Genomic DNA, 11,938 nt, shown 5'->3' with positions numbered 1-11,938 from the left:
AAATGGATAACTGGCTGGTTACGATCCTCGTGGTAGTGCTGCTTGTAGTGGTGCTGGACGGCGTACGCCGCGCAATTTTACGGCAGAAAGCCGCGGTGAAGGTATCGCGAAATCTGTCCAAAGCGATGCAATCCGAAGTGGGGGGTGATGCGGACCCCCTTGTGCAGGAACCGGCTCGCCCGCCTGAAACAAGTGGGACCCCCGGAGATTCCCAGGAAGAGACAAAGCCGCGACCGGCAACCAGTGAATTGCCAGGTCAGGTGCGTGTTGTGCAGAGGCGTGCTATGGAAGATGCACTGCATGTGAACCGCCAAGTGCAGGAGAGCTTTATTTCCTCGCGCAAGCCCCTCGCAGGCAGTGCACCGCAGCGCAACGCCCATGAGCAGGGGGTGCTGGACCTGGAGGAGCAGGTGCCCACTTTGATGGATTCTGTGGGCGAGGAGCAGCGCTTTGAGCCGGCGCTGGATGAGTCTGAGAGCTTCAATGCGCTCACCGAAGAGCGCCCAGAGCCCATTTCCCCACGGGATGAACCCCAAGCCCGCGAAGCCGATACGGTTGTGTCGCCAAGCAAAGAATCCGCTGTAGAAAAAAGCTCGGTCCGCGATGAAGTGTTGGTTATTAATGTGATGGCACCCGAAGGCGATTACTTTGAGGGCAACGATCTTCTGCGGGTAATGGTGGCCTCTGGTATGCGTTTTGGAGAGATGAATATCTTCCATTACCACGAGGGAGGTGGTGCCGATGGTGCGGTGATATTTAGCCTGGCCAATATTGTGGTGCCGGGTGTTTTTGACCTGGCACAAATGGAGGAGTTTGCCACCCCGGGGGTCAGTATGTTCCTGGCGCTGCCGGTTGAGGGCGAGGCGATCCAGGCATTCAATCAGATGCTTTCTACCGCTTACAAAATTGCCGAGTTGCTCGGGGGCGAGTTGAAAGATGAAAATCGCAGTGTTTTCACTGCCCAGACTGCTGAGCACTATCGTCAGCGTGTCGTGGAGTATCAGCGTCGCCGGGCCCTGAGTAAGGCGCAAGGCTGATAACCTGCAACACTATTTGTTCGCATAGTTTTACAATTCTTACTTTGTAACAACGCGGCCCCAGGCCGCGGTTGAGCCTGAGGGCTTTTCCGCGAGCTGGGGCCGTTGTTGCATTTGAGTTTAATTTTTTTGATTTATTTTCACTCGAACTGTCGATGACCAAACAATCCATACCCCAGTCAATACGCGAGCGAGTAGAGGCTTTGCACGAGCTGCTCCTAAAAGCTAATTATCAATATTATGTGTTGGATAATCCGGAATTACCGGATGTGGAGTACGATCGCCGCCTAAGAGAGTTGCAGGATATAGAGCAACAATACCCAGAGTTGCTGAGCCCGGATTCGCCTACCCAACGGGTCGGCGCAGAGCCGCTATCCTCCTTTTCGGAAGTGCGCCACGAAGTGCCCATGCTTTCTCTGGATAATGCCTTTAGCGACGAGGAGCTGCTGGAGTTTGATCGGCGGGTGAGAGACCGCCTGAATAGCAAGGGCGCAATCGAATATGCCTGTGAGCCCAAGCTGGATGGTATCGCTATCAGTCTGCTCTATCGCAATGGCATTTTGGAGCGTGCGGCGACCCGTGGTGATGGCACCACTGGCGAAGATATAACGCAGAATGTACGCACTGTGGGCTCGGTGCCACTGCGTCTGCGTCGAGAAAAGGGGGTCACTGCGTATCCGACAGTGCTGGAGGTGCGCGGTGAAATCTATATGCCCAAGGCGGGCTTTGCCGAGTTAAATCGCAAGGCTGCCGCCGCGGGCGAGAAGCTGTTCGTCAATCCTCGCAATGCGGCGGCGGGCAGTCTTAGACAGCTCGATTCCCGCATTACCGCGCAGCGCCCGCTTGAGCTTTGTGTCTATGGTACTGGGCTGGTCGAGGGGGCCTCTCTGCCGGAAGAGCATCTGGCAACGCTCGAGTTACTGGGGCAGTGGGGATTTCGGGTGAATAGCGAAATGCGTTTGGCGGCGGATATTCAGGCCTGCATCGAATACCACCACGAGCTCGGCGATAAACGCGAGGGCTTACCCTACGATATCGATGGCATTGTGTTTAAGGTCAATAGTATCCCTTTGCAGCGCCGTTTGGGCTTTGTTGCCCGGGCGCCGCGCTGGGCCATGGCCTATAAATTTCCCGCTCAAGAAGAAATGACCGAGCTTCTGGATGTGGAGTTCCAGGTGGGACGCACTGGGGCAGTGACCCCAGTGGCGCGCCTTAAGCCGGTGTTTGTGGGCGGGGTAACCGTCTCCAATGCGACTTTGCACAATCGCGATGAAATCCAGCGCCTCGGTGTGATGATCGGCGATACCGTGGTAATTCGCCGTGCTGGGGATGTGATTCCCCAGGTGGTTTCGGTTGTGGAGAGTAAGCGCCCGAAAGATGCCCGTGTAATTGAATTTCCAGCGCACTGCCCGGTGTGTGATTCGCCGGTAGAATCCACTCCCGGAGAAGCCGTTGCCCGTTGCAGTGGTGGTTTGATTTGTAGCGCTCAGCGTAAGCAGGCGATCAAACACTTCGCTTCGCGCAAGGCGATGGATATTGATGGCCTGGGGGACAAATTAGTGGAGCAGTTGGTGGATGAGGGACTGCTGCACTCGGTTTCCGGCCTCTACCACCTCGATCTCGATCAGGTTGCCGGGCTCGAGCGTATGGGGCAGAAATCTGCACAAAATCTACTCGATGCCTTGGAGCGCAGCAAAGATACAACCCTGCCCAAATTCCTTTATGCACTGGGTATTCGCGAGGTGGGAGAGGCGACTGCGCGCAACCTAGCTCGCCATTTCGGCTCCCTGGAGGTATTGATGGCGGCCAGTGAAGAGGCACTACAGGAGGTGGAAGACGTGGGACCCGTTGTTGCCCATTTTGTTGCCGAGTTCTTCCAGCAATCCCACGCCCAGGAGGAGATCGAAGCCTTGCGCCAGGCTGGTGTGCACTGGGTGGTGGAAGAAGTCGCAGCAGAGGAGCAACCCCTGGCGGGCCAGACCTGGGTGCTGACCGGAAAATTGGAAACGCTGTCACGCAGCGAGGCCAAGGATTACCTGCAACGTCTCGGTGCCAAGGTGGCTGGTAGTGTCTCTGCAAAAACGCACCATGTAGTGGCGGGCCCCGGTGCCGGTTCAAAATTGAACAAGGCACGGGAGTTGGACATTCCGGTGATGGATGAAGAGGGTCTGATGGATATGTTGCGCCAACGGGGATTTGAAATTTAATCTGTCGCTGCGGGCACTGTGAATTGGTGCTCGCGCCTCCCGTTAAATCTCACAAGTAATTTATAAAAAAATTGGCGATGATTATGGTAATGCCAATGATCACCCGTGGAGTTATGGCTTTCTGGTCGCTTCGCCGTTAAAGTGCATCTCCTAGATCTTTTTTGCCCTGGGTACCTGATGTCCGGTGGCGCTGCGGTAAGGAAAGGAATTAATGCTTCAGGGCGATCAGGAATCCATAGTCTACGGTTGTATCAAAGACAGCAATAGCCTTGCCGGAGGTAGCGAACGCCGTCGCATTAACCGCAATGCGGTACTCGCTCTGCCCAGTGCCGACGAGTGGCCCTTTCTCTGTCGCGATATGTTTTCTATTCCCACCATTAAAATGAAGCAATCCCAATACCAAACGGATGTGATCCACTTTGGTGCCTCCTATCGTGCGGTAGAGTATGAATGGGATATGTGGATTCAGAAGTTTGAGGAATTGTTGAGAAGCATGTACTGGGTGTCCGCCACTGTACACTTGGAAACCGAGCTTTCTGGAGTGCATTCCTTTAGTTGGGAGGCTGCTGGCCTCTATCATGAACCCGGAAGTGGTGACATGCAGGTACGCTGTGAATGGACCCAGGAGGGGCGGGTGAGTGTCTAACTTGGCAAGCTCACTCTGCGCCTCAATCCCCGGTATCTTGGGTCTTTTCTTTTAGCTCTTAATACTTCCTTCTTTCAGAGGCTTCCTCTGCCTAAGGCTTTTCGCGAGGCGTCAGTCACAGATTTTGGCGCTCACCTTCGGTTCGGCAACTATATTCCCTGGAACCCCCTTTCAGTGGGACTTTGGTCTGGTAAAGTGCTGTTTGCCACCCCGCCGCAGAATGTGGGGTTGGTGGGCTGTTCAGCCAGATGATAAGAATTGGCGTCGTAGGCGCCTTATCAGGAAGCAAAGATTATGATCAAAGTGAACTCTCTACTTTTCGCCAGTGCCTTGATGTTGTCGCCGCTGTTACAAGCTGCGGAACACGGCAGCAAGACCGAAGCTGCGGAAAAGGCCCCGCAGCAAACCAAGCTCTATATTATCTCCCCGAAAGATGGCGAGAAGGTGCCACAGACTTTCACTGTGAAATTTGGCCTGTCTGGCATGGGTGTGGCTCCGGCGGGTGTAGAGCGTGAAAATACCGGCCACCACCACCTGCTGATTGATGTGGATGATATGCCGGACCTGAGTAAACCCCTGCCCGCGACTGAAAATATCATTCACTTTGGTGGTGGTCAGACAGAGACACAAGTCACCTTGCCGCCCGGTAAACATACGCTACAACTGGTGCTGGGCAACTATATGCATGTGCCCCACAAGAATCCGGTGGTATCGAAAAAGATTACCGTTGTAGTCGAGTAGATCCCGGGCAATTCCACATTTCTGAACGGTGCACAGGAGTGCACCCTGAGGGACACAAATGGGCGATAAATTCCGCATTGAAAAGGACAGTCTCGGCGAAATCCAAGTGCCACAGGAGGCGCTTTACGGGGCACAGACCCAGCGTGCCGTAGAGAACTTCCCTGTCAGTGGCAAGCCCCTACCCGCTGAATTTCTCCGGGCCATAGTGCTGATTAAAAAGTCTGCTGCCGAGGCCAACAGGGATCTGGGCTTGCTGGATAAGGCGAGGGCGACAGCGATTATCGACGCCTGTGATCGACTTGGCGATGAGGAGTTTGCGCGCCATTTTCCTGTGGATATTTACCAAACTGGTTCCGGCACCAGTTCAAATATGAATGTGAACGAGGTGTTGGCGCACCTCGCTGCAGAGGGCAATGGCTTGTCTATTAGCCCCAATGATCATGTCAATATGAGTCAAAGCAGTAATGACGTGATTCCCACGGCGATACATGTATCGGCTCTGCTGGCAGTGCGCGACAAGTTGCTGCCGGCGTTGCGTAATCTTCATACCGGAATATGCAATAAGAGCGTCGAGCTGGAGAGCGTGGTCAAGACAGGCCGAACCCATCTGATGGATGCTGTTCCTATCACTATGGCGCAGGAGCTGAGTGGTTGGGCGGCACAGGTTGAAGCTGGTCGAGAGCGCATCCGTGGCTGTATGCCGCGCCTGGCACAGTTGGCCCAAGGCGGCACGGCGGTGGGTACTGGTCTCAATGCCCACGCTGACTTTGCCGAGCTTTTTGCGCAAAAGTTGAGTGCACACACTTCTCAGCAATTCCGCCCAGCGGAGAATTTTTTTGAGGCGATTTCCAGCCAGGATACTTCAGTGGAGCTGTCTGGGCAGCTCAAGGTTTTGGCTGTATCCATGATGAAGATTGCCAATGACTTGCGTTGGATGAACAGTGGTCCCTTGGCAGGTCTCAAGGAGATTGAGCTCAAAGCCCTGCAGCCGGGCAGCAGTATTATGCCCGGCAAGGTGAACCCGGTAATTGCTGAGTCTGCCGCAATGGTGGCGGCAAGGGTGATGGGTAACGACGCAACCATCACAGTGGCCGGACAAAGTGGCAATTTCCAGTTAAATGTAATGCTGCCCCTGGTGGCCAGCACATTGTTGGAGAGCGTTCACTTGCTCGCCAATGCCGCGCAGTTGCTGGCGGATCGGGCTATCGCAAGCTTTACCGTGAATCGCGCCCATATTGACGAAACCCTGGGGCGGAACCCTATCTTGGTTACCGCCCTGAATCCGGTCATCGGGTATCTGAAGGCCGCTGAAATAGCTAAAGCGGCCTATAAAAGTGGTCGTCCGGTGATGGATGTGGCGCTGGAGATGACGGATTTGGATCGCAAAACTCTTGAGGGACTGCTGGACCCGGCACATCTGGCGAAGGGAGGATTGGTGGGGGAGTAGCGACTCTTTAAATAGGGGGGGGTTAGGCAAAGACCGCGATGCCCAGCATTATCAGGGTGACAATCAGTGTCATAAGTATCATCCAGCGGAAGAGGCGCAGCAGGGTAGCCTGATCTTCGGGTTCCAGCATTCTTCTGGGCATTTGCGCCTCCTGCGGCGTTGACAGATACCTGCCGATCCCTCACGATTCGACGCCGCGTCGGTAGCTGGGGAACATTTGATTAATTTCACAATGTTTCATGGGGGCTTTTTACAGGCTCTTAGGTGCCGACAATACAATGGTAGCGCCACAAGAAGTGGCTATCTCACCTGTTTTAAAAATCAATGTATCCAGATCACCATGGCCAATAAAAGTCGCCGCTCCTTTATTACCAGCGTGCTCGCCTGTGTCGCATTTGTTGCGGCGGCGATCTTTAGCTGGGACCTGCCTGTCAAGGATGTCCTTTATTACCTGGTCCTTTTGCTGTTAGCGCTGTTTGTCATTATTGCAGCTGCGTTGGGTTTTGGGGCCGTATTGAGCTGGTTACGCAGGCGAAAGTAGACAGATGGCGGCATCAGAAGAGGATATTCGTATACCCATTGCCTACCTGGAGCGATTGCTAGAGGAGGCGATACGCCACGGCTGCGACAAAGCCGAACTGCTCGAGTCGGTCGGTATTGATGAGCATGAGCTGGAGGGTGTGGCGGCATTTTCGGCGATAAAATACGGCCGTCTTTACCAGCGGGTTATGTGGCTGGCCCAAAATGAATGGTTTGGCATGCTCAGTGGCGGGCGAGTGCGTTCGGGCTCTTTCCGCTTGCTGTGTATGGCGGTGGTTAATTGCGCCACTCTGCGCCAGGCAATTACTTTGTGTGCCGAGTTTATGGAGATCTGTCGCGGCTTTAAAGTGAAGCCGGAGCTGCAGGATGGAGAAAATGGCCGCGTGCGGGTAGAAATCCACGGTATTAGCTCCCTGGAAAAAGGGGAGTTTGATCGGCTGTTGGCCGCCACTAGCCCCAGTGTGGTGCGCACTACCTTGGCAGTTTGGCACCGTTTCTACTGCTGGTTGGCAGGGCGTGAAATCCCGCTGGCACGTTTGCATTTTTCTTTCTCCTGTCCGGAAGAGTTTCGCAGCTTGGCTCAGAGCGAAGCGGGCGAACTGTCTTTTGAACAGCCATTCAATGCCCTCGAGTACGATGCACGTTATCTCGATTACCCGGTGGTGCAGAGCCCCCAGATGGTGGAGGATTTTATCCGCACCGCGCCTTATCATCTGGTGATTAGCGACGGCAGCGCCAACAGCATCAAAACCAAGGTTAAAACCATCCTCAACAGGGATGTCAGCGAGTCCATGCCCGCCGCCGAAGCTGTGGCAGAGCGGCTCAATATGTCGGTGACTACTCTGCGCCGCCGCCTGCAGCAAGAGGGCACTTCTTACCAGAAACTGAAAGATGAGTGCCGTATGGAAGCGGCATTCCATTACCTGAGTTGCCCGGATCTCTCCAATGGACAGATTGCCGAGATGCTCGGGTTTGATGAATCCAGTGCTTTTTTCCGCGCCTTTAAGAAGTGGACTGGGATCACGCCAGGCGAATACCGCCGCGGGGGTCGAGCCGCTGCTGGCCTGGATATTTGACTGGCCTGGTCACATTTTTTCGAATTCCCGCCTCGATTTGTCACCGCTTTGGACGGATTTCGCCATAGAGAGGGCTGTAGCCTTACTACTATGATGAACCAATCTTATTAATTAGTCACAAATATGACCGGGCAGTTTCTGGCTGGTCTTAACATAACCGAATTGAGGGTATCAGGATGACCGATATCAAAGTGCCACTGCGTGAAATGCGTTTCGTAATGCGCGAGATGCTGGACTCAGATAAGCATTACGAGTCTCTGGGTTTTGAGGAGGCCACTCCTGATGTCGTGGATGCCATCCTGGAAGAGGGTGCTAAGTTCTGTGAAAACGTACTGGCTCCGCTGAATCAGATCGGCGACCAGCAGGGCTGTACCTGGAAAGACGGTGAAGTCACCACTCCAGAAGGCTTTAAAGAGGCCTATCAGCAGTTTGTAGAAGCCGGCTGGCCGGCGCTGCCCCACGATCCCGAATACGGCGGTCAGGGCCTGCCGCCCTCTCTGGGCACCATCATGAGTGAAATGGTGGGTATTGCTAACTGGTCTTGGGGTATGTACCCCGGTCTTTCCCATGGTGCCATGAACACCCTGGAAGAGCACGGTACCGACGAACAGAAGGCGGTTTATCTGACCAAGCTGGTTGAAGGCAGCTGGACCGGCACCATGTGTCTGACCGAGCCTCACTGTGGTACCGACCTGGGTATCCTGCGCACCAAGGCTGAGCCCAACGACGACGGTTCTTACGCGATTACCGGTACTAAGATCTTTATCTCCGCCGGTGAGCACGACATGACCGACAACATCGTGCATATCGTGCTGGCTCGCCTCCCAGATGCGCCGGCTGGCACCAAGGGGATCTCCCTGTTCATCGTGCCCAAGTTTATGCCTAACGCTGATGGCTCTATCGGTGAGCGCAACGGTGTTGTATGTGGTTCTCTGGAACACAAGATGGGTATTCACGGTAATGCCACCGCAGTACTGAACTTTGACGGTGCTAAAGGCTTCCTGATTGGCGAGCCCAACAAAGGTCTGAACTACATGTTCACCTTTATGAATACTGCGCGTCTGGGTACCGCTTTGCAGGGCCTTGCCCACTCCGAAATCGGCTTCCAGAAGTCCTTGGCTTACGCTAAAGATCGCCTGCAAATGCGCTCCCTGTCTGGCGTTAAGAACCCAGAGGGTCCCGCTGACCCAATTATCGTGCACCCTGATGTACGTCGCATGCTGATGACCCAAAAGGCCATCTCTGAAGGCAGCCGTATGTTGGTTGTTACTTGTGCGCAACTGGTTGACATCACTCATAAAGGTGATGAGGAAGCGAAGAAAGAAGCGGAAGATCTGCTGGCATTCCTAACGCCGATCGCTAAAGCATTCATTACCGAAGCCGGTCTTGAGTCTGCCAACCTGGGCCTGCAGTGCTTCGGTGGCCACGGCTACATCGCCGAGTGGGGCATGGAGCAGAATGTACGCGATGCGCGTATCTCCACCATCTACGAAGGTACCACTGGCGTTCAAGCACTCGACCTGCTGGGTCGTAAGGTATTGATGAGTCAGGGTGAGCTGCTGCGCCACTTCACCAAGAAAGTGCACAAGTTCTGCCAGGCGGAAATTGATAATGAAGCGCTTGCGCCTTTTGTTACCAAGCTGCAAGAGCTGAACAAGCAGTGGGGCGACCTGACTCTGCACGTAGGCGGTAAGGCCATGGAGAATGCGGACGAAGTTGGTGCGGCTTCCGTGGATTACCTGATGTTCTCCGGCTACACCGTGCTGGGTTACCTGTGGGCGCGTGCTGCTAAAGTAGCTAACGAAAAGTTAGCTGAAGGCACTGCTGAAGTAGATTTCTATCAAGCCAAGCTGAAGACTGCCCGTTTCTATTTCGAGCGCATCCTTCCGCGTACCTCCAGCCATGCTGAAACCATGCTGAGCGGTGCGGCCAACCTGATGGATCTGGACGCAGAACATTTCGCGTTCTAAATCCAATCTCAATAAAAAACCGCCGGTCTTCACCGGCGGTTTTTTTTACCGGCGCCGAAGTGGCCAATGACGGAGACATTCCGATGCAATTGCCGGATTCAGTTCAGGAGCGCCTGCGGCGCATAGCTTGTTTGCACCCACTTGCTCGGGTACAGTTCCGCCTGCCGGATGCCTGTGACTTTTATGTTTACGTAAAAGGAGCTCCGAATGATCTCGAAGTGGTTTCTGAGTTCGGGCAAACGGAAGAACCGGCGCTAATATTGGAAATGGCTAATCACACTTTGAATGCGATTTTGGCTGGCCATTTAAACGCTAGACATGCTTTTTTGTTGGGAGATGTCCAATACTCTGGAGATAGAGAATTGGCCGCTGCGTTGGCAGGTTTGTTTCCTGCGCAGGGTAAAGAGGACGATGGGTTTGGAGAGGCATGAATAAGCCTCTTTTTTATTGTCTCGCAACATACTACAAACAATAAATAAATTCTCGCTGGCTCCGAAAAATGGCAGGTTTCGTCTATAAGGGCGAGAGATGTGAGCAAGCGATAACAACAATCAGGAATGGGAGAAGAGAGTTGGACATTGATCGCGGCATTCTCGATGTATTTAAAGGCGCTTGCGCCAAATTTGGTGACCGACCGGCTTTCACCTGCCTGGGGCGAACTCTGACTGTCGGTGATATCGACACCTTGAGCGCGAAGTTCGCATCTTATTTGCAAAATCACACCAACTTGAAGCCCGGTGATCGCATCGCTATCCAGCTGCCCAATGTACTGCAGTACCCTGTAGTTGTATTTGGTGCTTTGCGAGCTGGACTTGTGGTCGTCAATACCAATCCGCTGTATACCCAGCGTGAATTAAAGCACCAGTTGAATGACTCCGGTGCCAAAGCATTGGTTGTACTGGCGAATATCGCTGATACCGCTTCGGCTGTTGTTGCTGAAACTAGTGTTGAGAAAGTGATCGTTACTGAGATCGCAGACCTACACAGCCCTTTAAAGCGGGTTCTGATCAACGGCGTTGCCAAGCACATCAAAAAAATGGTGCCGGAATTCTCTTTTGCCCAGCAGGTAAATTTCCGTGAGGTACTGGCTCTCGGTGCACAGCAGGGCAGTGAGGATGTTGAGCGCGCACCAGAAGATATCGCCGTGTTGCAATACACCGGTGGCACCACCGGTGTTGCCAAGGGTGCGATGCTGACCAACCGCAACCTGGTTGCCAATATGCAGCAGGTTCTTGAAGCGTTTGGTAGTGGTATGAAAGAGGGGGAGGAGTTCTATATTGCGCCGCTGCCGCTCTACCATATTTACGCTTTCACCATCCATTGCATGTGCCTGTTCTCCACCGGCAACCACTCTCTGCTGATTCCAAACCCGCGCGATATTCCCGGCTTTGTGAAAACCCTGAAAGGGCAGCGCTTTACCGGCTTTGTTGGCCTGAACACCCTGTTTAACGGCTTGATGCTGAATAAAGATTTTGCCGAATTGGATTTCAGCAAACTGCACTCCACGGCTTCTGGTGGTATGGCTCTGACCAGAGATACTGCCAAGCGCTGGGAAGATATGACCGGCTGTGTGGTTATGGAAGGCTACGGTATGACCGAGACTTCTCCGGTTGTTTCTTTTAACCCCACCGAGGGCGTACAGCTGGGTACTGTGGGTATCCCGGTTCCGGGAACTGAAGTTAAAGTCGTGGATGAAAATGGCAATGATCTGCCGAATAATTCTCCCGGTGAGCTCTGTGTGCGTGGTCCCCAGGTAATGAAGGGATACTGGCAGCGCCCAGAAGCTACTGCCGATACCCTCGATAGTGAAGGTTGGTTGAACACCGGTGATATGGCGGTGATCCAGGATGATGGATACATCAAGATTGTGGATCGCAAGAAGGACATGATTATTGTGTCTGGCTTCAACGTATATCCCAACGAAATTGAAGATATCGTCAGTGCCCATCCGAAAGTGACCGAAGCCGCTGCAATTGGTATTCCCGATGAGAAAAGTGGTGAACAGGTGAAGCTTTTTGTTATCAAGGCTGACCCGTCTTTGACTGAGAAAGAAGTTATCGCTTTCTGTCGAGAGAATATGACGGCATACAAGGTGCCGAGAAGGGTCGAGTTCCGTGAAGATTTGCCAAAGACTAATGTCGGTAAAATCCTGCGTCGTGAACTGCGCGATGAAGAACTGAAGAAAAAGGATGCTATCGGCGCTTAGTTATAAGTTTATCCGGCAATTAATTGGCGGATAACTGCGACACAAGGATGTGTCGCCAACGATAGCCG

General features: G+C 53.5%; 10 protein-coding genes. All 10 read left to right on the top strand.

Translation table 11 applies throughout. The features are described 5' to 3' along the window. Positions 1-2: 2 nt before the first annotated feature. The 10 genes from zipA to ACJJIO_RS02305 all read left to right on the top strand — a co-directional run bounded on the left by zipA (position 3) and on the right by ACJJIO_RS02305 (position 11,870). Complete coding sequence (zipA, locus tag ACJJIO_RS02350; protein WP_444910029.1) at positions 3-1,037, top strand: cell division protein ZipA; 1,035 nt, start codon at positions 3-5, stop codon at positions 1,035-1,037. 155 nt (positions 1,038-1,192) lie between these two features. Then, a complete protein-coding gene (gene ligA, locus ACJJIO_RS02345; protein WP_444910028.1) occupies positions 1,193-3,244 on the top strand; it encodes an NAD-dependent DNA ligase LigA in 2,052 nt (683 codons plus the stop codon). Positions 3,245-3,455: 211 nt separating this feature from the next. Next, the gene (locus tag ACJJIO_RS02340; RefSeq protein WP_152456343.1) at positions 3,456-3,890 is read left to right on the top strand and encodes a hypothetical protein; all 435 of its coding nucleotides are present in this window, start codon (positions 3,456-3,458) and stop codon (positions 3,888-3,890) included. Between the two features lie 294 nt (positions 3,891-4,184). Beyond that, a complete protein-coding gene (locus ACJJIO_RS02335) occupies positions 4,185-4,631 on the top strand; it encodes a DUF4399 domain-containing protein (RefSeq protein WP_444885444.1) in 447 nt (148 codons plus the stop codon). A gap of 58 nt (positions 4,632-4,689) precedes the next feature. After that, a complete protein-coding gene (locus ACJJIO_RS02330) occupies positions 4,690-6,078 on the top strand; it encodes a class II fumarate hydratase (protein WP_444888589.1) in 1,389 nt (462 codons plus the stop codon). Between the two features lie 340 nt (positions 6,079-6,418). Continuing rightward, positions 6,419-6,619, top strand: a complete 201-nt coding sequence (locus ACJJIO_RS02325) for a hypothetical protein (RefSeq protein ID WP_252085344.1) — start codon at positions 6,419-6,421, stop codon at positions 6,617-6,619. Positions 6,620-6,623: 4 nt separating this feature from the next. After that, positions 6,624-7,694 (top strand): AraC family transcriptional regulator, encoded by a 1,071-nt coding sequence (locus tag ACJJIO_RS02320; protein WP_252085345.1) that lies wholly within the window; start codon positions 6,624-6,626, stop codon positions 7,692-7,694. Positions 7,695-7,870: 176 nt separating this feature from the next. Then, complete coding sequence (locus ACJJIO_RS02315; RefSeq protein WP_252085346.1) at positions 7,871-9,664, top strand: acyl-CoA dehydrogenase C-terminal domain-containing protein; 1,794 nt, start codon at positions 7,871-7,873, stop codon at positions 9,662-9,664. An 83-nt stretch (positions 9,665-9,747) separates the two neighbouring features. Then, on the top strand, positions 9,748-10,095 hold the full coding sequence (locus ACJJIO_RS02310) for an SCP2 sterol-binding domain-containing protein (RefSeq protein WP_252085347.1): 348 nt from the start codon (positions 9,748-9,750) through the stop codon (positions 10,093-10,095). Between the two features lie 140 nt (positions 10,096-10,235). After that, positions 10,236-11,870, top strand: a complete 1,635-nt coding sequence (locus ACJJIO_RS02305) for an AMP-binding protein (protein WP_444910027.1) — start codon at positions 10,236-10,238, stop codon at positions 11,868-11,870. Positions 11,871-11,938: the final 68 nt, after the last annotated feature.

The sequence above is a fragment of the Microbulbifer mixtoriginis (SeqCode) genome (genome assembly GCF_052467235.1).
This window is presented reverse-complemented; position numbering and strand designations above follow the sequence as displayed.